Annotated in this window: 28 protein-coding genes; 13 read left to right on the forward strand and 15 right to left on the reverse strand. The window is 44.8% G+C overall.

Annotated features, from left to right (window positions below):
• Positions 1-155 precede the first annotated feature (155 nt).
• Entirely contained in the window at positions 156-1,166 is a 1,011-nt protein-coding gene (locus tag K5609_RS06935) for an MBL fold metallo-hydrolase (RefSeq protein WP_221076536.1), read from the forward strand.
• 34 nt (positions 1,167-1,200) lie between these two features.
• Here the strand turns inward: K5609_RS06935 and K5609_RS06940 are convergent, their stop codons facing one another.
• A complete protein-coding gene (locus tag K5609_RS06940) occupies positions 1,201-2,580 on the reverse strand; it encodes a glycosyl hydrolase family 8 (protein WP_221076537.1) in 1,380 nt (459 codons plus the stop codon).
• A 394-nt stretch (positions 2,581-2,974) separates the two neighbouring features.
• On the opposite strand from K5609_RS06940, the gene K5609_RS06945 reads away from it, so the two are divergent.
• From K5609_RS06945 to K5609_RS06955, 3 genes are all read left to right on the forward strand, one after another.
• The gene (locus tag K5609_RS06945; protein WP_221076538.1) at positions 2,975-3,850 is read left to right on the forward strand and encodes a WYL domain-containing protein; all 876 of its coding nucleotides are present in this window, start codon (positions 2,975-2,977) and stop codon (positions 3,848-3,850) included.
• 8 nt (positions 3,851-3,858) lie between these two features.
• Positions 3,859-4,077, forward strand: coding sequence for a DUF6500 family protein (locus K5609_RS06950; RefSeq protein WP_221076539.1), 219 nt, complete (start codon positions 3,859-3,861; stop codon positions 4,075-4,077).
• Between the two features lie 149 nt (positions 4,078-4,226).
• A complete protein-coding gene (locus K5609_RS06955) occupies positions 4,227-4,889 on the forward strand; it encodes a cation efflux transmembrane domain-containing protein (RefSeq protein ID WP_221076540.1) in 663 nt (220 codons plus the stop codon).
• A 78-nt stretch (positions 4,890-4,967) separates the two neighbouring features.
• Here the strand turns inward: K5609_RS06955 and K5609_RS06960 are convergent, their stop codons facing one another.
• The 3 genes from K5609_RS06960 to K5609_RS06970 all read right to left on the reverse strand — a co-directional run bounded on the left by K5609_RS06960 (position 4,968) and on the right by K5609_RS06970 (position 7,583).
• Entirely contained in the window at positions 4,968-5,345 is a 378-nt protein-coding gene (locus tag K5609_RS06960) for a hypothetical protein (RefSeq protein WP_221076541.1), read from the reverse strand.
• Between the two features lie 461 nt (positions 5,346-5,806).
• Positions 5,807-6,694: an NAD(P)-dependent oxidoreductase gene (locus K5609_RS06965; RefSeq protein ID WP_221076542.1), complete on the reverse strand. Its 888-nt coding sequence runs from the start codon at positions 6,692-6,694 to the stop codon at positions 5,807-5,809.
• Positions 6,695-6,893: 199 nt separating this feature from the next.
• Entirely contained in the window at positions 6,894-7,583 is a 690-nt protein-coding gene (locus tag K5609_RS06970; RefSeq protein ID WP_221076543.1) for a hypothetical protein, read from the reverse strand.
• Between the two features lie 166 nt (positions 7,584-7,749).
• Here K5609_RS06970 and K5609_RS06975 point away from each other — a divergent pair, with 166 nt between their 5' ends.
• Complete coding sequence (locus tag K5609_RS06975) at positions 7,750-9,117, forward strand: aminotransferase-like domain-containing protein (protein ID WP_221076544.1); 1,368 nt, start codon at positions 7,750-7,752, stop codon at positions 9,115-9,117.
• Between the two features lies 1 nt (position 9,118).
• On the opposite strand, the gene K5609_RS06980 is transcribed toward K5609_RS06975, so the two are convergent.
• Positions 9,119-9,487, reverse strand: coding sequence for a winged helix-turn-helix transcriptional regulator (locus K5609_RS06980; protein WP_016402764.1), 369 nt, complete (start codon positions 9,485-9,487; stop codon positions 9,119-9,121).
• A 157-nt stretch (positions 9,488-9,644) separates the two neighbouring features.
• Here K5609_RS06980 and K5609_RS06985 point away from each other — a divergent pair, with 157 nt between their 5' ends.
• Positions 9,645-10,316 (forward strand): glutathione S-transferase family protein, encoded by a 672-nt coding sequence (locus tag K5609_RS06985; protein WP_221076545.1) that lies wholly within the window; start codon positions 9,645-9,647, stop codon positions 10,314-10,316.
• Between the two features lie 50 nt (positions 10,317-10,366).
• Positions 10,367-11,455, forward strand: coding sequence for an alkene reductase (locus K5609_RS06990; protein ID WP_221076546.1), 1,089 nt, complete (start codon positions 10,367-10,369; stop codon positions 11,453-11,455).
• A gap of 98 nt (positions 11,456-11,553) precedes the next feature.
• On the opposite strand, the gene K5609_RS06995 is transcribed toward K5609_RS06990, so the two are convergent.
• Together K5609_RS06995 and K5609_RS07000 are read right to left on the reverse strand one after the other, a co-directional pair.
• Entirely contained in the window at positions 11,554-12,012 is a 459-nt protein-coding gene (locus tag K5609_RS06995; RefSeq protein WP_221076547.1) for an invasion associated locus B family protein, read from the reverse strand.
• Positions 12,013-12,067: 55 nt separating this feature from the next.
• Positions 12,068-13,306 (reverse strand): nidogen-like domain-containing protein, encoded by a 1,239-nt coding sequence (locus K5609_RS07000; protein WP_246611953.1) that lies wholly within the window; start codon positions 13,304-13,306, stop codon positions 12,068-12,070.
• Between the two features lie 280 nt (positions 13,307-13,586).
• Between K5609_RS07000 and K5609_RS07005 the strand changes: the two genes are divergently transcribed.
• A complete protein-coding gene (locus tag K5609_RS07005; RefSeq protein ID WP_221076548.1) occupies positions 13,587-14,129 on the forward strand; it encodes an NUDIX hydrolase in 543 nt (180 codons plus the stop codon).
• On the opposite strand, the gene K5609_RS07010 is transcribed toward K5609_RS07005, so the two are convergent.
• Positions 14,126-14,740 (reverse strand): class I SAM-dependent methyltransferase, encoded by a 615-nt coding sequence (locus K5609_RS07010; protein WP_221076549.1) that lies wholly within the window; start codon positions 14,738-14,740, stop codon positions 14,126-14,128. The two genes, K5609_RS07005 and K5609_RS07010, sit on opposite strands and share 4 nt — an antisense overlap.
• Positions 14,741-14,846: 106 nt before the next feature.
• Between K5609_RS07010 and K5609_RS07015 the strand changes: the two genes are divergently transcribed.
• On the forward strand, positions 14,847-15,731 hold the full coding sequence (locus K5609_RS07015) for a LysR family transcriptional regulator (protein WP_221076550.1): 885 nt from the start codon (positions 14,847-14,849) through the stop codon (positions 15,729-15,731).
• On the opposite strand, the gene K5609_RS07020 is transcribed toward K5609_RS07015, so the two are convergent.
• The 7 genes from K5609_RS07020 to K5609_RS07050 form a co-directional block, all read right to left on the reverse strand.
• Positions 15,723-16,214 carry an ureidoglycolate lyase gene (locus K5609_RS07020; protein WP_221076551.1) on the reverse strand — a complete coding sequence of 164 codons (492 nt, stop codon included), beginning with the start codon at positions 16,212-16,214 and terminating at the stop codon, positions 15,723-15,725. The two genes, K5609_RS07015 and K5609_RS07020, sit on opposite strands and share 9 nt — an antisense overlap.
• A gap of 9 nt (positions 16,215-16,223) precedes the next feature.
• Positions 16,224-17,231 (reverse strand): allantoicase, encoded by a 1,008-nt coding sequence (gene alc / locus K5609_RS07025; protein WP_221076552.1) that lies wholly within the window; start codon positions 17,229-17,231, stop codon positions 16,224-16,226.
• 125 nt (positions 17,232-17,356) lie between these two features.
• On the reverse strand, positions 17,357-18,184 hold the full coding sequence (locus K5609_RS07030; RefSeq protein WP_221076553.1) for a MurR/RpiR family transcriptional regulator: 828 nt from the start codon (positions 18,182-18,184) through the stop codon (positions 17,357-17,359).
• Positions 18,185-18,224: 40 nt separating this feature from the next.
• Positions 18,225-18,947: an amino acid ABC transporter ATP-binding protein gene (locus K5609_RS07035; RefSeq protein ID WP_281423345.1), complete on the reverse strand. Its 723-nt coding sequence runs from the start codon at positions 18,945-18,947 to the stop codon at positions 18,225-18,227.
• A complete protein-coding gene (locus tag K5609_RS07040; RefSeq protein ID WP_221076555.1) occupies positions 18,940-19,590 on the reverse strand; it encodes an amino acid ABC transporter permease in 651 nt (216 codons plus the stop codon). The genes K5609_RS07035 and K5609_RS07040 overlap by 8 nt, the downstream gene beginning before the upstream one ends.
• 12 nt (positions 19,591-19,602) lie before the next feature.
• Positions 19,603-20,271, reverse strand: a complete 669-nt coding sequence (locus K5609_RS07045; protein ID WP_221076556.1) for an amino acid ABC transporter permease — start codon at positions 20,269-20,271, stop codon at positions 19,603-19,605.
• 11 nt (positions 20,272-20,282) lie between these two features.
• Positions 20,283-21,071 (reverse strand): transporter substrate-binding domain-containing protein, encoded by a 789-nt coding sequence (locus tag K5609_RS07050; protein WP_221076557.1) that lies wholly within the window; start codon positions 21,069-21,071, stop codon positions 20,283-20,285.
• A 437-nt stretch (positions 21,072-21,508) separates the two neighbouring features.
• Between K5609_RS07050 and K5609_RS07055 the strand changes: the two genes are divergently transcribed.
• The 4 genes from K5609_RS07055 (at position 21,509) to K5609_RS07070 (ending at position 25,195) form a co-directional block, all read left to right on the forward strand.
• Positions 21,509-22,207, forward strand: coding sequence for a spondin domain-containing protein (locus K5609_RS07055; RefSeq protein ID WP_221076558.1), 699 nt, complete (start codon positions 21,509-21,511; stop codon positions 22,205-22,207).
• Between the two features lie 13 nt (positions 22,208-22,220).
• Positions 22,221-22,928 carry a spondin domain-containing protein gene (locus K5609_RS07060; RefSeq protein WP_152779470.1) on the forward strand — a complete coding sequence of 236 codons (708 nt, stop codon included), beginning with the start codon at positions 22,221-22,223 and terminating at the stop codon, positions 22,926-22,928.
• A gap of 82 nt (positions 22,929-23,010) precedes the next feature.
• Positions 23,011-23,712 carry a response regulator transcription factor gene (locus K5609_RS07065; protein ID WP_016402779.1) on the forward strand — a complete coding sequence of 234 codons (702 nt, stop codon included), beginning with the start codon at positions 23,011-23,013 and terminating at the stop codon, positions 23,710-23,712.
• Positions 23,702-25,195, forward strand: a complete 1,494-nt coding sequence (locus K5609_RS07070) for a sensor histidine kinase (protein ID WP_221076559.1) — start codon at positions 23,702-23,704, stop codon at positions 25,193-25,195. Before K5609_RS07065 ends, K5609_RS07070 begins: the two co-directional genes overlap by 11 nt.
• The last annotated feature ends 155 nt before the right edge of the window (positions 25,196-25,350 follow it).

The following is a 25,350-nucleotide window of genomic DNA, read 5'->3' on the forward strand; positions in this document are numbered from 1 at the left end:
AGTTAATCTACAATCAAAAATTTTAACGCAGTTATCGAGTATTTTAACCAGGTAGAATGAACAGTTACTTGGTACGATTGGTATAACGACTTGCCAAAGCTTATGACTAGACACTAGAGTGAGCTTTCTTGGAAAAGATTTAAGGGATGTAAAGCGTGAAGTTATTGGTAAAGCTGTTGATTTTGGCTGCGGTTGGCTTAGTCATCGCCTGTAGTTCGTCGGATAAAGAGTACCAAAATAACCATCTTGAGCCGATCGCTAAAAACCCCTTTAAGTTCTTCTATGTTCGTTATTTTGGTGATACTCGTTGGTCTGATCAAGCTGCCGAAGCTTACCGCGTACCACGCCAAGATGTTGATCTAGAGCTACTTAAAGATGAGCACGCAGGTACAAAGGTGACTTGGTTAGGTCATTCTAGTTTCTTAGTACAACTGCCAGAGTTGACCTTTCTTACTGACCCGGTTTTTAGTGAACGGGTATCGCCTGTGAGCTTCGCTGGGCCAAAGCGTTTGGTGCCACTCACCTTTAATCCAGAAGACTTACCCAAGGTTGATTTTGTAGTGATTTCTCACAATCACTATGATCACTTGGATAAAAAAGCCATTAAACACTTTGGTAATTCTACTCATTATTTTGTGCCAGAAGGCTTAGGTATTTGGTTTGAAAAAATGGATATTAAACCAAGTAATATTACTGAATTGCCTTGGTGGGGCTCGCAGCAAAAAGGCGAGGCCTTAATCACTGCTACGCCTAGCCAACATTGGTCGGCACGCGGCTTGTTTGATCGCAATAAAAGCCACTGGGCGAGTTGGTTGATTGAGTTTAAAGGTAAGCGTTATTGGTTTGCAGGAGATACAGGCTATAACCCCTATGACTTTAAAGAAATAGGTGAGCGAGCGGAAGAAATCGATTTGGCCTTTATTCCTATTGGTGCTTACTCACCGCGTGGTTTTATGAAAGATCAACACGTTAACGTGCCTGAGGCGATTAAAGTTCACCAAGATGTAAAAGCTAAACTGTCGATTGGCATGCACTGGGGAACTTATCCTCTTACGGCAGAACCGGTAATGGAGCCCGCCGAGTTGTTAGAAGACCTAAGTAGCAAACAAGCCGCGTCGGCACCGTTTATTACAATGAAAATGGGCGAGACCTTATTATTGGATTAGGGTTATACCGCTAAATTAACCCTAGAACTTAAGCCTAATTTAGTGCCGGTTTATAGGTATTCCCTGTGAGAGTAAGTGCATATAAAGCCGAAAGCGCCATGCCGTAGTAATCGTTATTGGCGTTTTCATAACCGTTAGCCCCAATGTTCCAAGGCAGGCTGCCATTTAAGGTTTCATCAACCCAATGCTCGGTGTAATTGTTAGCATTGTCTGGATACCAGTTATAGAGCATTGCCGCTACTGCAAATCCTCCAGAGAAAGAACGGCCGTTATAACCAGCGGAGTTACCGGTTGCTTGGGAAATATCTGCTTTAATATCGGCAATGCCGCCATTATTGGAGTTGTTTACTAAGTCGTTGATTAAACGACGAGTCCAGTTTTGCGACTCACTGGTTCCATACCAGGCATAGTCCATGGTTACCCGCCAAGGAATGCGTGAGGCATCTGAGCCATAGTTAGTACTTCTGCCAGTTACCGCGCTTCCATCTAACTTCATCCAATCGGGAACAAAGGTTTTATCCCCATTTGAGCCAGCTTTTTGTTTGTCGAGTAATTTGCTGTAAAGATCACGCGCGGCCGAATTCCAGCGGTCATTGGCATTTTTCACCGAGCTGTCTACCGAAGCCACTTCAGCAAAGTAGCGGAAAAATGCGGGTATAGAATAAGAAGCATCGATTTCATCTTTACAAGGGTCGAAGTTAGATTTTTGATAAGGTTTCACCACCCATGTACCGCCGTCATCTGCGCACCAATGTAACCAGTTATCGTGCAGCTCATTAACTATGTGAATCGCCTCTGCGCGATAATCAATATCTGGGTTGTCCCATTTATCAGCGGCAACAAACAGTGCCATGGCGATATCAATATCACCATCAGTAGCTGGGCCACCGCCACCTGCACCAAAACAGGTTTGGTTTTGGCCAACAATGCCATAACAAATTTGGTTGGTTACTGGTGAGGCATTATTCCAGACTAACCAAGGCATTAAGTCTGCATTGTTATCATCTAAGGCTTTTCTATAAAACCGAAAGAGTTTATCGAAGCGAGTTTTGTCGTCGCCATAAGCGGTAACTAGCATTCCGTAACCCATTCCTTCAGAGGCTGTTGCGTAAGCATCTTTACTTACATTGCCGCTACCATCGCGCAGAGCTCCGCCAGAGCCCCATTTTACTCGCGCCATGTTAGTACCAGCGTCGACGATGTAGTTGTCGACAAAACGGTTATATATGGTGTTCAGTTCTGATGCGTTAATCGCAGTGTCGTTGGGTAGCAATATACCGCCCCAATAACCAGAATTGGCTAAATTCTGTTTACTTAATGCCGCACTGGCCGAAAAACTGGCGCAATTTAACATCAATGCAGAGCCGATTATTGCGCAACTTAGCAATGGGCGCGTAGTTGAAAAAACTGTCATTGTTCATCCTTACAATTGATCATTATTATTTTTGTTAGCGCTAACAGTGATAGTTTATATTTTGTGCTGATCAAAAAGTGTTCAGGATGCGCTTTGGTCTTAGTGAATGTGATCTAGATGTGTGACATTGGTTGATAGTAATTTGTTAAGTTGTTGATAAAAAAGGATTGATTTATTTCATGGCCTTTGCTGGTTTTGAGAGGCTGGAAGCTATTTGCTAAAAAATAGTTACTTAGCTTGCAAAAAAAAATAATTGTTCGCTTCGTCTTATAAGGGATTTTTTACTTTAAAATCGGTTTATATCACAGCTATTTTTATACCTAATCAAAATGATTGCCTATGCCTAAAGTGCTTGTTAATATTTGGTTTTCAAGATGAACAGAGCGAAGTGAAAATGGAGTTGAACGAACTAAACCATGGACAAAGAAGCCGACTAGCTTTTATTGATTTTAGCCTAGAGTACTTTGGCGAAGTTAGTCGTGCCGACTTAATTAGTCGATTTAAAACAGGCCTTGCAGCTGCAACTCGTGATTTAGCCAGCTATAAGCAACTTGCACCTAATAATGCTTTTTTAGACCATAAGGCGCGCAGGTATTTACGCAGAGATAAATTCTCTCCTTTGTTTTCTCATAATCCCGAAGCGATCTTAACGGGGCTGTCTCATGGCTTTGGTGATGGCTTGTCGTTTCCTCTAGAGCCCAGCGATACCTGCTTTGATGCGGTGAGGTTGGTGCACCCAAAGGCCGATTATATTGCCTCGATTATGCGTGCTATTCATCACCGCGTGCCGTTAAAATGCAGCTACCTGTCTATATCGTCTGGCGAAAGCAGCCGAGAAATAGTGCCTCACAGTTTAGTGAACAATGGTCACCGTTGGCATGTTAGAGCTTTTGACAGAGTAAGTGGGAGCTTTAGAGATTTTGTATGTACTCGCTTTACCCAACTCGAAGTACTCGATCAGTCAATTGCTACGCTAGAAGCTCGTGATTATGACAAACAGTGGAATCACATTGTGGAGTTGGAGCTGGTGGCTCATCCAAGTTTGCAATACCCACAGGCTATTGAACTTGATTATGCGATGCATGAAGGGGCGCTTAAACTTGAAGTACGCGCTGCGTTGGCGGGGTATTTGTTACGCCAATGGAATGTTGATTGTTCAAAACAACACAGTTTGAGTGGTGGTGAATATCAATTAGCCTTAAAAGACAGCAAGGTATTGGCAAATGTATCTGGCTTAAGTATTGCGCCAGGTTGGCAGTCAGAGGATTAACAAGAACGATGAGAGCAAGCTTACGCAGCCATGTTATTAAGGTTTGCCAAAGCAAAATTGACGCTAAGGGCAGTAATGTAGGTTTGTCTTTCTATGCGTTTTTTGCCAATAAAAATGATAATCCCGAGCTGCTAATGGAAGCTGCCAGGTGGTGGATTGAAACTCATCAGCTCGATCATTTCGAAAAAGCGCATAAAATTAAAGCATTAGTTGAGTCTGAGAATTAACGCTCACTTGTAGGCTTGTATTTCGGCTCTCTACTGCTGTTTTTCTAGTGGAGAGTTCGGCTTGAATGTGGATTATTTAACCACTACAATAGCGAACTTTTATTGTTTGATAGAAGGTTGTGGTGCCAAAAGGCGTCATAAGTAGTTAAATGTTTCGCTCCGCTGTAACAGAAAAAACGCTGTTAAGTTTTTCTAGTTTTTCCTCCTTTTTGTTCGCTTTACTCGGTATCAGCCTTGGTTTATGGGCCGGTTCTTTAGTGATTGTATTTGATGGTGCCTATTCTTTGGTGAGCCTAGCCTTAACGTTAGTTTCGCTGGGCTCCCTAGCGCTTAGAAAACACCCTATATTTGAAGAGCAGCCCAATAAAGCATTAATGATAGAGCCTGCGGTTGTAGCCTTCAAAGGCTTGGCTATTAGTGCTATGTGTTTGTTTTCATTTGGATCTGCGGTTTTGGCTATAGTAAATGGGGGCCGCGATGTAGATACCGGTTTAGCTTTGGTGTTCGGGCTGCTTAATGTTGTTGGTTGTGTCGCGACTTACCTAATACTAACAAAAGCCAGTAAACAGTCTTTGCTACTGGATGCAGAAGCGAAACAATGGTTAATGGACAGTGTGATAAGTGGGGCGGTACTGCTCGGTTTTGTGGTGGCTATGCTACTAAGCAAAAGCGCCTATGCTGCATTTGCTGTTTATGCTGATCCGGCAATGGTGATTATTGCCTCAGCATATTTCGTTTGGGTTCCGCTTAAAATGACCTTACGAGCGCTAAATCAGCTAAATAGTATTAGAAAGCTTGAATTTAGTTATTAGCTGGAAGCGAGCTGTTAATATTTGGCGAACCGAGAGTAAAAAGGCGTAAAGTAATAACTTACGCCTTTTTTGTTTGGCTTAGTTGCTGTAGCAGCTATCCCAATCGCCGTAGTTTGCGTCACCGGCAAGAACTTGCAACTCAACGTCACCTAGTACTTTAACAATGGCGGCATTGGCCAGCTCAATCACGGCATCTAACTCTGCTTGCTCGGTGAAAAAGTTAATGGCTACATGGTACTGTTCGTTAAAGTAGGCGATAAACAGCTCCCAGCCTTGCTGTTGTTGGGTATTGGCTAGCTCAGCATCTACTTCATCAAATTTTTCAATGTCTGCTATAAAACGGATTTCGGCACAGGTCTGTGCAAAAGGTCCAATCGCCATCTTTTTTAGGTGGCGGGCTTTATGGTGGCTTTTAACTTGTGGTTTGGCTAAATCAGGAACAGAGATAACAGTCATTTTAAGTACCTAGTGGAAAATAGTAATTGGATTCAGCCAGGCAACATTTTTATGCCAAGCTGTTTGAGCGCGAGCTTAGTCTAGCTGCTGCATTGGCGCAAGCTAAAGCTGAGAGTCTAGCTATTTTTGTACTAGCATAAATCACTGTACATCAAAGCTTACAGTCAAGTTTTGCCAATTGAGCTTGCTTTGCCTGAGATGGGTTAATATTAGACGGTGCTAGCGAAAAAGTTGTCAGTTTGAGCCGCTGCGCTAGGCAAGACAGATGCAAGCATACTGGTAGCTACCATACATACTTTTTGGTGTTGTTGCGGGTATGAGTTGTCGCGCTCTTTTTCGTTTTTTTGAACTTCTATTGTTTTTAAGTATTCACGTTCTCGCGTGACTCCCACCTAAGGCCACTGGCCTTAGGTTTTTTTTGTCTGCAGTTTGCTGCTTAATAATAAGCAGCGAAAGGGCAGCTAGCGCTGCTCATCATCGAACTGTTTGATCAGTACTGACGTGTCGGCGCGAGAATAGCCACGCTGTTGTAACTTGGCATATTCATTATCAACTTGTTTGGCTAAAGGTAAGGCAACGCCCAGTTTGTCGGCTTCATCAAAGCATATTGCTAAGTCTTTTCTCATCCAATCAATGGCAAAGCCAAAGTCAAACTCATTGGCGGTCATGCTGCTAGCTCGATTGCTCAGTTGCCAGCTTCCTGCTGCGCCATGCTGCAGCACTTCGACAACTTTGTTTATATCTAGATTAGCGGCTTCTGCCAGTTTTAAGGCCTCGGATAAACCTTGCAAGATTCCAGTGATACAAAGTTGATTAACCATTTTGCAGCGCTGGCCATAGCCTACCGGCCCGATTAAATTAACGGCCTTGGCATAGCAATCAAAAACAGCTGCTACTTTGCTTAAAGTGGACTGCTCTCCGCCTACCATTACTGTTAGGCAGCCGTTTACGGCGCCGGCCTCACCACCAGATACCGGCGCATCGAGAAATTCAAGTTGGTGGGCTTTGGCCGCGCTATCTAGCTCACTGGCAATTTCTGCCGAGGCAGTGGTATGGTCAACTAAAATGCTGCCTGGTTTTGCAGCGCCAATAATGCCCTGTTCACCAAGATAAACCTGCTGCAGATCTTGATCGTTGCCTACACAGCTTAAAATAACATCTGCTTGGCTAGCGGCTTCCGCTGGGGTAAATGCTTGTTTACCTTGGTACTTGGCTAGCCATTTTTTAGCGGTGGCATCGGTGCGGTTATAAACCACCACTTGGTAGCCTTGCTGGCTTAAGTGACCAGCCATAGGAAAGCCCATTGTTCCTAAGCCTATAAACGCAACGGTAATTGAAGATGATGTCATAACGGTTGTCCTTAACAAGTCAAACTAAGTGCAGCAACCCGTGCTGAATTATTAACGATAGTTGCATTGAACTAGTTCATTGGCAATTGTTTGGGCGTTAATTGAAGCTTTAACTAAAAATTGACTTATTTTGCTGGTTCAATCTGGGTTCTTAGGCGCTTATAAGCTAAAGACCGTAAGTCTTTTTCGTTGTTAGCCATTAAGAGCTGAACTTTAACAGATGCATACTAAGTTCAAGCAATAGATTGCGATTAGTGATCATTGAGTCCCAGGATATAAACACTAAAGTTAAGCCACTACCTAGAACTATCCAGCGCCATCGATAAATACAGGTATCTTGGCCAGTAAAACGCTTGTGCAAAAAGAACATACCAGCAAAGAGTAATACGAGAAAACACCAGTAATAAGCAACATCGTATGCTTCTGACGCTGACATTGCTAAGGTTTGATGGCAAAACGCCAGCAAAAAAATGAGAGAGTTAAACAGAGCTGGAACTTGAAATAGGGTTCTTTGAAAGGCTTCGCTAATAAAGTATTGCGATTGCTTGGCGACAATATTCTGTTCTAAGTAAACTAAGTCTGAGTCTAGCTCTAGAGTTGTCTGCAATATACTTATTTGGGGAATTAGCTGGTCAACAATGTATTGCCAACGTACAAATATTTGTCTTAGTTTGCTCAGATGAATGCTATCAACAATGTATAAAGCAAAGGGAAGGAAAATGACCGCAAACATTCCTGCTGGCTCTGATACTTGGGTAAGCAGTAATCCAAAAAGTGCAACCTTAATATAGGTGATTCGAGTGAGCGCAAGTTTGTCACTGACAATATCAACACGGGCTTGAAGCAAATAGTTTGTAAGAAACTCTAGCTGTATCTTTTCTTTGCACATAGAGCCTCCTTTTGAGGTAATAGAGCTAATTGTAGTTACTAATCGTCTGCTGGGTAGCAATAAATAGTGCGGCTCTATGGCAGAATCTTTTGAACAGTAGTTATTCACGAAATATCATGCAGATAGCTTTATCCTGCTAATTGTAAATAAGGGAGTGAGCGTAGGTTTGCTAGATACATTACTGCTAGGTTTTAATCCAAAAGCTCGACCTCTATATCTTGAAATTGCTCGGTGCATCGAGAATGCCATCTTAAAGGGGCAGCTAGACTATCAAGATAAATTACCAGCGCATCGAACTCTCGCCAGTGAAATTGGCAGTAGTGCGGTAACGGTGCGACAGGCTTACCAAGAATTAGAAAGCAAAGCGCTGCTAAGCTCTGGGGTTGGCAAGGGTACTTTCGTTTCTTTTAACGTAAATCTTAGCGCTGGCATTAAAGGGCGTACTCAGAATGAGTTCAACCTTTCCTTGGTTACACCGTTAAATGGCCCCTTACTTAAGCCTTTAAGCATTCAGCTAAGCGCGCTTGCCAATGCTGACTTAAGTGCCTATTGCGATTATGAGGCAGATGCCGGTAACGCAGAGCAGTTGGCCATTTTGCATCAATGGCTGCAAACTCAAGGCATTGATTGTGAAAAGAGCCAAGTGATTGTCTGCCATGGTGCCCAGCATGCTTTATTGGTTGCAGTATTGGCCTGTACTCAAGTAGGGGATAGGGTTGCAGTAGAAAGCTTGTGTTATCCGGGGATCCTCTCGGTGCTCCGCCAAACTGGCAGAATACCTGTGCCAGTGGCGCTTGATGAGCAGGGTCTAGTGCCTAACTCTTTAGAACGGCTGCATGAGCAACAAACTATACGGGCGTTAATGCTGGTGGCTTCGTGTCAAAACCCAACTGGAACGGTAATGCCGAATCAGCGGCGTGAGCAACTAGCGAAGGTGGTTAAGCGTTGCGCTATTCAAGTGATAGATGACGATATTTATGGCTTTTTGGCTGCAGAAGAGATCAAACCCTTTTATCATTTTGCCCCGCAGCAAAGCATCTATCTAACGAGTTTGTCTAAGTGTGTATCGCCGAGTTTGCGGTTAGGGCTGTTGGTGGTACCTAAAAGTAGTCGTGACGATTATATAAATTTGGTGAGAACAACGGTTTGGTTGCCTTCGCCCTTACTTATGCAGCTAGCTTGTCAGTTAATTAACAGTGGAGCTGTAGCCAAAATAACTCAATGGCAGAAGCGTCAAGCATTGGCGCGACAGAATTTGGCAAAAACAATGCTCAATGAACTAGAGTTTGTTAATCAGCATTTGGCTGACCATTGTGCCTACCACCTGTGGTTATATCTGCCACAGGGCTGGACCAGCCAGGCCTTTGTAGAGGTAATGATCGGCCATCATATCCATGTAAGTGGTGAGCAGCATTTTAGCTTCGAGGGTAAACAGCGACCGGCAGTGCGTATTAGCCTCATGGCCACGCAAAGTCTATCCGATCTAAAACATGCGTTAGGTTTAATTCGTGATGTTTTGCTGCGGCGAATTTAAGCTACTCGTGGGCCTTTTGATAGGCTTTTCCCCAGTCACAAAGCAAATCTAAGGCCGGATTTAATTGTTCGGCTAAAGCGGTTGGGGTGTACTCAACCCTTGGTGGCACTTCGGCAAATACTTTGCGTTCTATCAGCTTATCTTTTTCTAAATCACGCAGTTGTTGGGTTAAGGTTTTTTGAGTGATTTTTGGGATCTCTCGTTTTAGTTCACCAAAACGTAGCGTTTTACCACGTAGTTGATACAAGATAATCACCTTCCATTTACCACCAATTACTTCAATGGCGGTCGAAACAGGGCATTCATGCTTTTGCTCTGTCAAAGAAACTTCACAATTTTTTTCTGGGCTAGAAGCCGCTGAATCCAACATTAGGCACCTCGAGGAAACTAAATATCTAATTAGTGCGTACTTGTAGTTCGCTAAAAGCGTTCTTATAGTTACCAAAAGATACTATGTTTCGTTTGGATACAAAAGTTATATCGATTGGCCAAGCGCATATTTGTTAATTTATACAAGGAATCACTCGATGTCAGCCATTTATAAGCCGAACCAAACTATTGAACTGATAAGTTTCAAGCTTTGCCCCTTTGTGCAACGCTCGGTGATTACTTTATTACACAAAGGTATCGATTTTGAGATTAAGTACATTGATTTGGCCAACAAACCAGACTGGTTTTTAGCACTATCTCCTTTAGGCAAAGTGCCGGTGCTTAAGTACGGCGACGATGTCTTGTTTGAGTCTGCGGTGATAAACGAGTTCTTGGATGAAATTACCGAAGGCTCTTTAATGCCGAGTGACCCTCTACAAAAAGCCAAAGATCGCGCATGGATAGAGTTTTCAAGCCAAGTATTAATGGCGCAGTATCAAACCTCATTAGCCAAAAATCAGGATGACTTTGTTCAAGCAGAAGCTGGGCTAAACGACAAGCTCTCGCGTCTAGAAGCTTTAACCAGTGATAAGGGCTTTTTTAATGGCGAAGACTTAGCCTTAATCGACACCGCATTAGCGCCATTGTTTACCCGTTTTGCGGCGATAGAAAGCTTGTTTGAGCGCGATTTACTTGCAAACTTTCCCAAGCTAAAGGCGCTAGGGCAACACTTGTTAGCCTTGCCAGAAGTATCGGGCTCGGTAGTTGAGAACTTTAACTCACTGTTTGCCGATTACTTAGGTAATGCCGAGAGTTGGCTTACTAAGTAGCTCGCTAAAACGTTTGTTTATTACTTTTAATGATCTTAAAGGATAAAGATATGTCTCTAAGCCAACTGTTTACACCAATCAAACTGGGCGATATAGAACTGAAACATCGTGTTGTTATGGCGCCGCTTACCCGTTCTCGTTCTGCCCAACCCGGCGACTACCCCTACGAGCTTAACGTGGAATACTATTCACAGCGAGCGAGTGCTGCTCTTATTATCAGCGAAGCTACGCAAGTGTCCGCTCAGGCCAAGGGCTATGCTTTTACGCCAGGTATTCATAGCGAGCAACAAATTGCCGGTTGGAAAACAATTACTGATGCTGTGCACGCCAAGGGCGGAAAAATCGTGCTGCAACTTTGGCATGTTGGCCGTATTTCTCATTCGGTTATTCAAGAAAATGGTGAATTGCCGGTTGCGCCGTCGGCGATAGCCGCAGAAGGACAAGCCTTTACTGAACAGGGATTTTTAGATTTTGAAACGCCACGAGCGCTTGAAACAGAAGAGCTAGCTTCAATTGTTGAGCAGTTTAAACAAGGCGCTATTAATGCTAAAAAAGCCGGATTCGACGGTGTAGAAATTCATGCTGCCAATGGCTATTTACTGGATCAGTTTCTCAAAGACGGAACCAACCAGCGTGACGACATCTATGGTGGTTCAATAGAAAATCGAGCGCGCTTAAGCTTGGAAGTTACCCAAGCAGTGACCGAGGTATGGGGAGCGGGTAGAGTAGGGATTAGAATCTCGCCAACCGGCACCTTTAACTCGATGTCTGATAGTAATCCTCAAGCTTTGTTCAACTACTTGGTTGAGCAGCTTAGCCCCATGAAGCTTGCTTATCTCCACGTAGTAGAGAATTTTGCTGGAGCAAGCAGCGAAGGTTTCGACTTCACTCAGTTGCGCAGCCGCTTCGCGGGCGCATACATGGCAAATGGTGGTTATAGCGCGAACAGTGCAGAACAAGCCATTGCAGAAGACAGTGCCGACCTCGTGTCGTTTGGCTCCCCGTTCATTGCCAACCCTGATTTACCCGAGCGCTTTAAACAAGGTGCGGAGTTGAATGAGTTAGACCAAGACACTTTATATGGTGGTGGAGCGAAAGGTTATACCGATTACCCCTTTCTAATGAGTGTAAGCTCTTAAGTTTTCATTTCTTTGCGAAAAAGCTGAAGCAAGAAATGTTTGTGCAAGTCCACAATTCCCTGTGGTGTTTGGCCTCGCGTGCGAGGCCTTTTTTTGTGTTATTGAATCGAGCGATAGGCTTGTTGAAAACCATTAAGAATCACTGGAAATGCAGTTTGTTGTTGGCTGCTTTTAACAATGTAAGCCACCGACATGACTTGGCTACTTTGCAAATCTTCGATTAGCTGTTTATCTGCCACTACATTTACTTCACAGAGTTTTTCATCGCAATTAGTAATAGGCAGGTGTAAAGGCTTTTGTTGGTCTATTTTTAAACCAATTCCCTTTTTGGGGTCTGCTTTGGCACTAATTCTAATTTTTAGAATAGGTTGTTCACTGTGATCGAAATAGCTTATGCCTGCGATTACATCCGCTGCATCTCCTTGCTGCTTCATCACCATTTGGGTAATAACACAAGGTTTTCCTACAGGGCATTTTACTGTCCAAGCTTCAAAGTCTTTAGCATAGCTAGAAAAAGATATTAAAGCAGAACACAGAATTAAGATTAGATATTTCATCAGTTTTCCATAACAAAAAAGGGAGCTATTTGCTCCCTTGTTTAGAACATCAATCTTATGCTGGCAATAGAGTTGATGGTGCAGATTTGCTGCGCTTGCGAGAGCTTAACAATAATACTACTGCGATTAATACTAACAACCAAGTGCTCGGCTCTGGTACCGATGCACCAGGCCCTGGTACAAATTCAACAATAGGTAGTTGGCGCATTGCTACATTACCACTTTCAGTGAAAGTTAATTCTGTAACAAAAGCGGTTGTATCTGTTGGGTCGACTTCATTGCTAATATCAATACCAGTGATGCGGAAGCGGTCAACACCGTCAATACCGAAGTCGTAAGCGGTGCCTGCAGCCAGGTTAGCTACTTGCTCCCACTCAACTCCATTCCACAACCAAACAAAGAACATGTCATCATCAAAACCAATTGGTAAAGTAACAGTGCGGATGTTTGGACCTTGATCAACGATGTAGTCGTAACCTACTGCAACGTCTGGGTCAATAAAGATAGGCTCATTGGCATTCACATTAAAATCGAATGACCAGCCACCATCAACCACTACCGGCATTATTGGATTTTCTGGTGTTGCACCTGGCAAGGCGCCGTCACGCACCGCAAAGCGCCAAACACCGTCTTCGCCAGTGTTAGAGCTAGATACTAGATCTAAAATGTTCTCACTGAATGAACCAGGTAAAGCAAAAAAGTTTTCGCCATCACCAGCATCATAACCCGCTTGGGCTGGAGTGCCGCCTAGGCCATTCTCACCATTTGAAGCATCGCCAGTTGTCCATTGCAATTGGTCGTAACGAAACTCAACATCAAAGTTGCCGGCACCAGTGTCTGAACGGTCAATCAGAACAGCTTGAAAGCTATTGGTTTTAGAATCATTTGAGCTGTAATAACCAACGTTATCCCAAGTAACCGCGACTACCCCATCACTAGGGCTTCCAACGTATACTTCACCACAGCCATTACAACGAGTATCAACATCCGCCCAAAATGGCGCAATTATTGGTTGTTCAGCGATAGGGAAGGCAACTGGAGTAAAGCCAGACAATGAACTTTCAAAGGTAATGTTACCGTTATTGTTTATGAAAAACTGATCGTAGCTATTACCGAAATAATTGATTTCGAACGGCAGGTCTAATTGATTAGAAGAACCATCATCATTTCTGCCCATCGCTAGCTCGCCGTAACCAGCATCGCCACCAAAACCACTTAACATAGTGGCTTGAGCTGCAAAGGAGCCTAGTAGTAGGCTGGCTGTTGTAAATAACGCCAAAGATGTCTTTTGCACAAGTATATTCCTTTAAATTTGTTCCAAAGATGTTTAGTTAAGCTAATGTTTTATAATAATATTTTCGGAACTCTCGGGTGCAATAATCAAGCCTATGTAGACTAATCCTTAAATTTCATAAGCTTAGCCTTAAATGGTTGGACCTGTTAGTCTTCAGCTGTAAAGTTTATCGACATAAAAGTTTATAAATACAATGCTTGATAAACCTCGGTAAGGTATCAGTTGCTTGTAACCTGCTTTGTTGCTAAATTCGCCAGCCAATTTTCTACCGTTTGGTGCTATGCGTTTATTAAAGTCTACTGTTCACCCTGATCTCAGTTCCCTTGATGGGAAGGCTTTGGAGCGAGTTGCAGCAAGAGCAATTGTGCTGAAGGGGGAAGAGATTTTGTTAATGTATACCGAGCGTTATCATGATTACACCTTGCCTGGCGGCGGTGTTGACCAAGGCGAAAACCTGATTGAAGGCTTAAAGCGGGAGCTGAGTGAAGAAACTGGTGCACAAAATGTGCGCGATATTCAGTCCTTTGGCTGCTATGAAGAATATCGCCCCTGGTATAAAGATGATGCTGATTACATGCATATGCTGTCCTACTGCTATTTGTGCAAAATTGATGATGAACTTGCCGAAAATGCCTTAGAAGACTACGAAATCAGCAATGGAATGAAGCCAGTCTGGTTGAACATTCATAGCGCCATCGCCCATAACCTAGAGACTATCGCCAGTAATCCTAAAGCGGGTATGTCGGTTGAGCGCGAGACCTTTTTACTGCAAAAAGTGGTGGCAGAATGTTTGATCAACTCGTCACTTAAACAGGCAGTTTAAGTTCGCGCCACCAAAAACACTGATAGAGCTTTCTCTGGTCGCCACTTGGTGTCGATGCTAAAGCCTTGCTGTTGAAAGCTATTCAGCAGTTCTTGCTCGGTAAACACTCTTACTAAAGGCATCAGGCCTAGTGCTTTACCAATTGGGCCAATTAGCTTAAAAAATTTCATTCTGTCGCCTAAACAAGGGGTGCTACTAATTAGTACCCCACCTGGTTTTAGCCAACTTTTTATGGTCGCTATAGCGGTTTCTTTGTCTTCCAATAGGTGAATCAGGTTAAGTGCAAAGACGATGTCTACCGGTTCATTTACCACTAGCTCTTCGACTGTAGCTTGCTGAAAACTTAGATTGTCTATTTGCTGTTCTTGGCGTTTTCGCTCTGCAATATCTAACATTGCGGCTGAGATATCGGTGGCGAGAATGTGTTTTAGATAAGGGGCATGTAGTAATGCGGTTGAGCCGGTACCACATCCCACTTCAATGGCCGTAGCATCTTTAGAAAAGTACTCGCGGCTAAGTGCTAGTTTTTTCTCATAGCTAGGAATATCTGAAATAGCGCGCTTAGCGTAAGAGCTAGCATGTTTGTCCCAAAACTTATTGCGAGTATCCATCAACATTTTCCCTAATGAGTTGCGTTTAGCGCTGATTGAGTGAATAGTAATCATGCTTAAAACAGGTAGCAATAATCAATAATGCATCTTGGGTATACGTATTTGTATGGATAGGCGTTCTATAAATTTTGATTGGAATAGGGCTCGGGCTTTTTTGGTCACCTCTGAAGAAGGCTCTTTATCCGCTGCTGCGCGGGCATTAGCGATGACTCAGCCTACTTTAAGTCGCCAAGTGGCGGCCTTAGAGCAAGAGCTAGGGGTTTCCTTGTTCGAGCGAGTGGGGGGCAGGCTAAGCCTTACTGCCAGTGGCGTAGAGTTATTGGCACATGTTCAAGCCATGGGCCAAGCGGCTAATAACTTGTCTTTATCCGCTTCAGGTAGGGCAGAAGCCATTGAAGGTGATGTATGCATTTCGGCTTCGGAGGCCGTGGCAGCTTTTGTTCTGCCGAGTATTGTTGAGAAACTACGGCTACACGCCCCGGGTGTGCGGGTAGAGATTATTGCCAGCAATGATTCTAGCGACCTACTACGCCGAGAAGCAGATATTGCCATTCGGGCATATCAACCTACCGAATTGGAGTTAATCGCCCGCCGCGTTGCGGATATCGATGTGCATTTATATGCGGCTAAAAGTTACTTAGCTAAGTGGCCACAGCCTCGCACTATTCAAAGTCTTGCTGATGCAAAATTCCTCGCTTTCGATAAAAACGATGAGTTGATTAATGAGCTGGCTAAGCTAGGTTTCTCGCTCAAGCAAAGTAACTTTCCGGCGGTGGTGAGCAACCATTTAGTCCAGTGGGAGCTGGTGAAACAGGGCGTTGGCATTGGCTTTATGTTAGAGCAAGTAGGCGACAGCGAGCCCTTGGTCGAGCGCGCCTTTCCTTCTCTAGCTGCAATCCCTACACAATCTTGGCTGGTGGTTCATCGAGAGCTAAATACCAGCCGACGACTGCGTATGGTGTATGACTTTTTGGCCGAGCAGCTAAGCTAGCTGTAGCTGTATACTTTCACTTAGTTGCTGTTCTACACAATTGGCTTCTTCGCCGCTTCGGTCAATCACCAAAAAGTCGCTAGTGTGCTGCAAGCTAATCAAAGGGTGATGCCATACCCCGCTGTGATAGTTAACGCCTTGGTCAGGCTGTGCCCAAAAGGCGCAAATGCTATCTTCATCTAACTCACCAGGCTTTGCCACTACCACAACATAAGGGCGTTGGGACAAGGGCATAAATAGCTGGCTGCCATAGGGATGGTGTTCCAGCATATCTATGGCTAGTGGCAGCTGAAAGGCTTGACCTCGAAATATCGAGACAATCAGCTTGGCTTGGTTGCCACTGGCCTGTAATTCGGCCAAGTCGTGGAAGCGACTGGTGGTTCCACCATTGATTGCAAAGGGCGAGACTTTGTCGCAGGCCACTACATCACCAAAGGGCGCAAAGGCCGCTTGAGTAAGCGGCTGTAAGCTGAGTTTTTTCATACCGGTTCCTTAAACGGATTTACCCCATAAGCGCAGGCGACTGATGCCGCCATCGGGGTAAATATTCACTCGAATATGAGTGATGGTGCCAAGCGAGTTTAGCTCGTTAAAGTGATGGTCATTGTCGGCGCTAAGTGACTTAGCAGGCAATAACTCCTGCCAAAACATACTTTGGCTGATCAAGCTTAAATCGTTAGGATCTTGAATATTGGCTGCTTGTATCGACAGTTTATCGGGGAAGTTGCCTTTAAAGTGAGTGGTGGCCACTTCAATTTTATCAACCTCGCCAGCTTGACCTAAAGCGATAATGCACCAATCGTTACCCGGCTCTCGGCGGCGGCGGGTTTCCCAACCATCGCCCATGTTAACGCCTTTGCCTGGCGCAAGTAGATTGCTGGGTGTACCGTAATGCGCATCATTGTATCCAATGACTCTGCCGCCATTTTTAAGGGCAACTAGATCAATGCTTTGCTCACTTGAGTGTTGTGGGATGGGGTGGCCAAATACCCGTAAACGGGCAATGCCACCATCGGGGAAGATGTTAATTCTTAGATGACTAATCGGCTGCTCAGTGTCTACAGCAAAAAAGTGGTGGTTATCGGCACTTAAAGCACTGGCAGAGAGAATACTGTGCCATTGGGTATCACTTGGTGGTGTATCTTGCTCACAGTAGCAAGCTTCAACACTGGCCGCTGGGGCAAAATTACCGGTAAAAAAGCTAGTATCTAGTTGTAGTCCTTTAACCTTGCCTGCAACCCCTAGTTTTACGATGCACCAGTCGTGGCCTGCATCACGACGGCGGCGGCTTTCCCATCCGTCCATCCATTTGCCGTTATCATCATATTTGTCTGGGTAAAACAGCGCCGGCAAGTGGTTGAGCATGCGCTCGGCTTTGGCAAAAAAATCGTCACTCACTGCGATGATTTGGCTGCCTAAACGGTTGTCGGCTAAGTTTACACACTGTTGGCTAAAGGCTGGCGCATCGGTGGCAGCTGGGGCAGTTATGGCTTGGCTCATAGTTATCCTTAAATTTGTTGAGAGAATGCGCTAATTGGCTCATTGTCTACTTGTTTGGTTCAATTGTTTCACTGCTGCTTAGTGGTTCCCCTTATTGGGTTCTGTAAACAACAGTGAGGTAATGTTTAGTGGTGAGCTTCTAGCTCATCAAGTAATTGATAATTATTGCTGACTTGGTTGCTATGGGTTTGAGCTGAATGCGCTAAGTAATCGTAGACCTTGTTGCTTAAATGGGCGAGCAAGCTCATCGGCGCTGCATAGCTATCTAAGGCAGAATGATTGCTCATCGGGCAGACCAATAATTGGCTTACTTGAGTGCGATAGCATTGGCCACTTTGGTCGGTAATCAGCAGGCAATTCAGATTTTGTAATTGCTCTATAAGCGCTGTAAATAACTTAGGTCTGCGGCGAATACCTATTATGATCACTAAGTCTTTATCGTTGAGTTGGGCTAGCTCTTCACCAATGCTTTGGCCTGGAACCGGCAATAAATAGACCTGTTTGCGACACTGCATCAATTGCTGGCGAAAGTGCAAAGCCAGTGGATAGCTGTTGCGATAGCCAATAATGGTTATCCGTTTGGCTTGGCTAATCTGCTTAACTAAAGCCTCGCAATCAATCTGTTCTAGCTGCTTAAATACTTGGCTAATTGCTGCTAAATCGCTGTGTTCACTCGTATCGCTCGCTTCACTGGTTAACAGGGGTTGTCCCCATTCGCGCTCTTGGCGGAGCTCGTCACAGACGTGCTGATGGTCTTGGTAACCAAGTTGACGGAAAAAACGGCTCACACTGGCTTTGGAGACTTGGCAAGCGCTAGCGATTTCGGCGGTTGATTGAATCAATACTTTATCGGGATGATGCTGCAAGTAATCTGCAACTACCCGTGCTTTGGCCGAAAGCTGCGGATAGTGTTCAACAATACGTTGGTTAAATGCACAGGCCGATTTTGTCATGATTACTTAAGGTCCTTTTAATTTCATTATTGCTTACAGCTTATAACACTGCAGAAATAAAACTTTGTAACTCGGTGGTTTGGGGCTGAGCAAACACCTGTTTGCTGTCGCCGGTTTCCCACACCTTTCCTTGGTGCATAAAGACCACTCTATCACCAACGTCGCGAGCAAAGTTCATTTCGTGGGTGACTAAAACTAGCGTCATGCCTTCGGCGGCCAGTTGTTCTAAAACTTTGAGTACTTCGCCTACCAGCTCAGGGTCGAGAGCCGAGGTTATTTCGTCACACAGCAATACTTTAGGCGACATAGCCAAAGAGCGGGCAATGGCCACGCGTTGTTGCTGGCCACCCGACATGCTAGTGGGGTATTGATCAAACTTGTCGGCTAAACCCACTTTTTCCAGCACTTCTTTTGCTAGCTCGCGACATTCTTGCTGGCTTTTCCCCAGTACTAACTTGGGCGCTAACATAATGTTTTCGCCAGCGGTCATATGGGGGAAGAGGTTAAAGTTTTGAAACACCATACCTACACTACGGCTAAGTAGCCTAAGCTGTTTTTCGTCTTCGCTTACCGCTTGTTTATCTACAATAATGGCACCACTTTGAAAGGGTTCTAAACCATTAATGCAACGCAATAGGGTGCTTTTTCCAGAACCGCTTCGGCCAATAATAGAGATAACTTCGCCAGCCTTTATTTTTAAGTCTATGCCTTTTAGCACATGGTGTTGGCCGTAATACTTATGAATTTGTTCAATACTAACCAGTGACATTGAGCTTCTTCTCCAAATGCTTGCTGTATAAAGACAGCGGGAAACACAACAAAAAGTACAGCGCTGCCACTAAGGCAAACACTTTAAAGGGTTGGAAGGTGGCATTGTTAAGCATGGTGCCGGCTTTAGTTAACTCTACAAAACCAATAATGGATGTGAGTGCAGTGCCTTTCACCACTTGCACCGAAAAGCCTACGGTAGGAGCAATGGCCACGGTGAGTGCTTGCGGCAAAATAACGTAGCGCATGGTTTGAAAGAAGCTCAAACCCAAGGTGCGAGAAGCTTCCCATTGTCCCTTGGGTAAAGATTCAATACAGCCGCGCCAGATTTCACATAAAAAGGCACTGGTGAACAAGGTTAAACCAATGATGGCAGCGCTCCAGGCGCTCACATCAATGCCAATTAGCGATAAACCAAAGAAGGTAACAAACAGCTGCATCAACAGTGGTGTGCCTTGAAACAGCTCTACATAGCCTTTAACCAAGGCGCTTAACACGGGGTTTTTGCTTATGCGCATAAAGGTTAGCAGCAGGGCAACTAAGCCACCGCTGGCAAAGGCAATGAGTGATAACAAGACCGTCCAACGCGCTGCCAGTAGCAGGTTGCGTAAGATGTCCCAATCGGTAAATTGCATCATATTAAACTACTCCTACAATGCAGGGTTTTTGAAAACGCGACGTGCGGCCAGCTCAAACAGTTGGCGCATGGCTATGGCTAGCAGCAAATAAATCAGTGCGGTGAGCAAGTAAGATTCAAAGCTTAAAAAGTTGCGCGACTGAATAAAGTTGGCTGAGAAAGTGAGCTCTTCGACAGAGATTTGCGAGACCACCGCCGAGCCCAGCATCACGATAATGCATTGGCTAACTAAGGCCGGATAGATACGTTGAAACGCAGTGGGTAATACAATACGGCTAAAAATGTGCCAGTGGCTTAAGCCTAAGGTTTTACCCGCTTCCCACTGGCCTTTAGGGGTGGCTTCGATACCTGCACGAATAATTTCGGTGAGGTAGGCGCCTAGGTTAATCACCATGGCCAAGCAGCCCGCTTGCCAAGCACTTAGTTTTACCCCCAAGGCTGGCAAGCCAAAAAAGATGAAGAATAACTGCACAATAAACGGTGTATTACGAATGACTTCTACATAGGCGCTTATGAGCCAGCGCAACCAAGCTTTATTACTTATTTTACCTGCAGCCCCTGCAGTACCGAGTAAGATCCCTGCAAAGGTTGAATACAAGGTGAGCTCGGCAGTGGTGAGTAAGCCCTTGGCAAGCTCAGGCATGTAGGGCAGTAAGCCACTAAAGTCTAGTTGGTAGCTCATGGCGCGCTCCTTTAGTACAACTCTTTAGGTAACGATGTTTTAAACCATGCAAGCGAGAGTTTCTCTAACTCACCACTTTGTTTTGCTTTAGCAATTAGCTCGTTTACTTTGGCAACCAGTGCTGGCTCGCCTTTAAGCACACCTACATAACACGGAGAGTTTTTAAGTAAGAACTTAGTCTCTGGCTTGCGTGTTGGAACGCGCTTGGCAATTTCTGTGGCAACTAAATTACCAGTGGCAATAAGCTCTACTTGGCCTGATAAGTAAGCTGACAGGGTGGTGTTATTGTCTTCAAAACGTTTAATGGTGGTAGAGCTATCCACCAACTTGCTTAGCTCTATGTCTTCAACTGCGCCACGGGTAACACCAACGGTTTTACCTGCCAGTTGCTCCGCAGAATCAACGCTAACCTCTGCGGCGCCAAATACACCAAGGAAAAATGGTGCATAAGCTTCACTAAAATCGATGGCTTTTTCACGCTCGGCGTTTTTGCCTAGGCTAGAAATAACCAAATCAACCTTGCGGGTTTGTAAGTAGGGAATGCGGTTAGCGCTGGTTACTGGCACTAATTCTAGTTTTACATCTAGCTGCTCTGCTAGGTAGCGAGCCATATCAATGTCGTAGCCCATGGGTTGTAAATCACTCCCCACCGAGCCAAACGGAGGGAAATCTTGTGGTACGGCTACTTTTAATACGCCGCGCTCCATTAAAGTAGCTAGTTGGTCGGCATGGCTTACGGTGCTGCTTAGAGCGCAAAGTAAAATGGCTGCGCTAGCAAATAGTTTTTTGAAGGTATACATAAAGCTTCCTTAGCGAGTTTACTTGGTGTGAAACGAATGAATCTTTTGTTTTTTATTTGCAACGTACGAGCCATTAAGCCGGAAGTGAAGTAATTATTTAATAATTCCTTTAAATACATATGGTTATAGGTTTTTTGTTTGATGGAGAGGTGAAGATGCTCTAGCGGGTGGTGTTTAATATTTACCCATCTTGGTGCTGTTTGGGATCTGTTTGGTGCACGAATTACTACTAAAGTGGTATCTCTGAGTTTATTTGAAACAAATCGCAAATATTTGTCTAAATCTCGTTTTTTCAAACAATTTTTTAAGTTTAACTGTTTGTTTTAAATGGGCTTTAATGCCTGTGATAGAAAAGTGATAAGTTCGTGAATTGGTTGGGACATGTGCTTCTTATACTGGATTTGACTGTTAAATAAGGACCGCAAAAGGAGCGAACCATGGATCTCAAGTCATCTCTGTTAGCAATGCCGTTTATTGCTGTAAGTACATTAAGCCAAGCCGCGGTAGTAGACGTTAAAATTACTAACTTAACGCAAGGTATTTACTACACCCCTTTACTAGTAACTGCACACACTTCTGACGCCCACCTATTTGAAGTAGGTTCTGCGGCATCGCCAGCCCTACAGATGATGGCAGAGGGTGGAGACATCTCTGGTTTAGTCACAATTGCCGACGGTATTGGCGCAGTGTCGTCAGCCAATCCAGTGGCTGGTTTATTAGCACCAACCGATTACGTGATGGTGAGTGACCTAGATACTGGCAGCAACACCCATCTGAGTATTGTGGCTATGTTACTGCCAACCAATGATGGTTTTGTAGGTAAAGACAGCTGGGAAATTCCAAGTGAAGCAGGCACTTATACCTTCTACATGAATGGTTATGACGCCGGCACCGAAGCCAACGATGAGATTGTAAATGGCGGCGGAGCTTCTGGTACTCCTGGTATTCCTGCAAACCCTGGCATGAATGGCGGAACTGGCGGCAGTGGCGTAGCTACAGCATCAAGCAATACCAACATTCATATTCATCCTGGTAATGTGGGTGACCAAGATGCAACGGGCGGCATGAGTGACCTAGACAGCCGTATTCACCGCTGGTTAAATCCAGTTGCAAAAGTGGTTGTTACCGTTAAGTAATTAAGGAGGATCTATGGCTATCTCAAGTTTTAGTAAGAGAGCCTTGGCCGTAGCGGTAATGGCGGCAGGACTAAGTGCATGTGGCAGTGATGACGAGAAAATCGTCGTGGTTGAGCCAGATACGCTAGAGTATGAAGTAACCATTTATAACGACACCTCGGCGCAGCCCTTATCACCAGCTGTAGTGGGTATTCATAGTGCAACCATCAGTTTATGGTCGCTAGGCACTTCTGCTAGCGTTCCTCTAGAAACCATGGCCGAAGGTGGTGACGCTAGCCAGTTAGCAGACATGTTTACCGATGATAATGTTGCTGTTACAGGTGCTGGCGCTATTGGCCCAGGCGCTTATGAAACCTTAATGATTAGTGCAAGTGAGCGCAGCGATATGCAGTTATCACTAGCCACTATGATGGTAAATACTAACGATGCATTTACCGGGCTAAATGGTATTGATATTGGTGGCTTAATGGTGGGTGATAGCATGACCTACAGCTTGCCAGCCTATGATGCAGGAACCGAGCAAAACAGCGAAGCGGTGGGAACGATTCCTGGGCCAGCTGATGGCGGTGAAGGGTTTAACGCGGCACGTGATGATGTAATGAATAAAGTTTCGCGTCATCCCGGTCTAGTTACACAAGCCGACGACCCTGCGTCAGTATTGCTGCCAGATCATCGATTGTCTGGCACAGTGGGAAGAGTAGTGATTACTCGTACCAACTAGCGCAGAGAACACTACACCCGTACTTAGGTGCGGGTGAGTGCCTTACTCATTGTGGTCGTTCATTACAAGGAAAGGAGCCTATATGTCCCCGCGGATCCTGGTCATTGAAGACGACCACGATATTAATAACCTGATCACCATGAATCTAAACGACATGATGTATCAAGTAGAAAGCTGCGAGAATGGCGCGCAAGGTTACGCTAAAGCCAGCAGCGATAACTTCGACTTAATCGTGCTTGATTTAATGCTACCCGGCATGGACGGTTTAGACATTTGTCGACAACTTCGCGCCCAACAACACAACACGCCAATTTTAATGCTCACCGCACGCGACTCAGAGGCCGATCGGGTGGTGGGTTTAGAAATGGGTGCAGATGACTACCTCACTAAACCCTTTAGCGTGCGCGAGTTGCAAGCAAGAGTGAAAGCCATGTTGCGCCGCGTTGATATGCTAGTGCAAAGCCAGCAACAAACCGACGCCACTACCATGCAGTGGAAGGACTTATCCATCGACATTGGTCGTCGCCAAGTATCAGTGCGCAATCAGGCGGTGGAGCTTACCTCTACCGAGTTTGATTTACTGCTGCATTTGGCCAAATCACCGGGTTTAGTATTCAGCCGAGCTCAGTTATTAGACCAAGTTTGGGGCTATAAACACAGCGGCTACGAGCACACCGTAAATTCGCATATCAATCGACTACGCACCAAGTTAGAAAGCGACCCTTCTAATCCTGAATACGTGCTAACTGTGTGGGGAGTAGGGTACAAGTTTAATGATGTTTAGATTTATCAGTTCTTTTTACAGCAAGTTAATGCTGGCCGTGGTGGTGTGTTTTATTTTAGCGGGTGGCTTATTACTGGGCTTGGCTCATCAAAGCTCGCAGCAGTATCAAAACGAAATTGAACAAAAACTGCATTTACAATTAGCCGAACATTTAGTTTACGAAAGCCAATTGTTTAAAGATGGAGAGCTTGATCCTAAAGCGATTAAGCAGGCTTTTCATTCGATGATGATCTTAGGCCCAAGTTTTGAGTTCTACATTCTTGATACCGCCGGCAAGGTGGTGACTTACTCAGCCGATCCCAGCAAAATCAAACGCAGGCAGTTAGATTTAAAGCCAATTCGAGATTTTATCGACGGTTCTAGAGCCATGCCAATTATTGGCGATGACCCTCGTTCTCCCTCAAGAAGTAAGATTTTTTCGGTGGCCGAAATTCGTGAAGGCAATAGCTTAAAAGGTTATCTATACATCATCATTGGCGGCGAGATCTACGACAGCGTTGCCGAGCTGCTGCAAAGCAGTCACATTATGAAATTAAGCATGCTGGGGCTTTTGTTCATTTTAGGTTTTAGCTTGTTAGTGGTATTTCTCATCTTCGGTTTGCTTACCAAACCACTGCGTCGCTTAGCTAAGGATATTGATCAGTTTCAGCATGTTGGCTTGGAGCAAACCGCTAACATTGCAGGGCATTGGCAAAATAACTCTCACGATGAAGTGCAAAAGCTAGGCGCTGCCTTTAGTGATATGGCCACCACCATTAAGGGCCAATATCAAAAGGTTAAAGACACCGACCAATTGCGCAGAGAGCTTATTTCTTATGTTTCTCACGACCTGAGAACACCGCTAGCATCACTGCAAGGTTACTTAGAAACTTGGCAGTTAAAACACCGAGACTTATCTCCAGAAGAAGGTGAGCAGTTAATTAAAGTAGCTTTAAGCAGCGCACGTAAAACCTCTAGCTTAGTGGAGCAGCTATTTGAGCTGGCTCACCTTGATAGCGACCAAGCTACGATTAATGAAGAGTCAGTCGCAATTGCTGAATTAGCCCAGGACGTAATTCAAAAGCTCGAGTTAGCTGCCCAGAAAAAGCAGGTGGTAATGAGTGTAGAGCCGCAAGACCCATCCTTAGTCGCCTGCGCCGATATTCAACGTATTGAGCGAGTGTTTACCAACTTGTTGGAGAACTCGATCCGTCACTGTAGCGAAGGCGACGAGATTAAAGTAAAAATCGACCAAGCAGAGCAGGGCAATAAGTTAGCCATTACCGTAAGTGATACTGGCACTGGGATCCCCAGCGATGATTTACCACATATCTTCGACGCCCACTATCGAGCAGCTAATCGAGCTAAAGATAAAAGTTCACATGGCGGTTTAGGTTTGGCCATTGCTAAGCGAATAGTGCAACTGCATCGTTCATCAATTAGCGTGGAGTCCACCTTAGGCGAAGGCACCCGTTTTTGTTTTACCCTAGATAAACCTATGTAATTCTGCACTTTTCACTGGGCTGGCGCTTATCGGTGTAGCCCAGTGAATGTTGATATATAGGCGCTGGCTTGTGCAGTTTTTAACTTCTTGTTGTTGCTGTTTCTTGCACAATAAAACTGCTGATTAAGCTATGCGCTTTGTGCATATATTCCCTG

The organism is Agarivorans aestuarii (genome assembly GCF_019670125.1).
Taxonomy (GTDB): Bacteria; Pseudomonadota; Gammaproteobacteria; order Enterobacterales; family Celerinatantimonadaceae; genus Agarivorans; species Agarivorans aestuarii.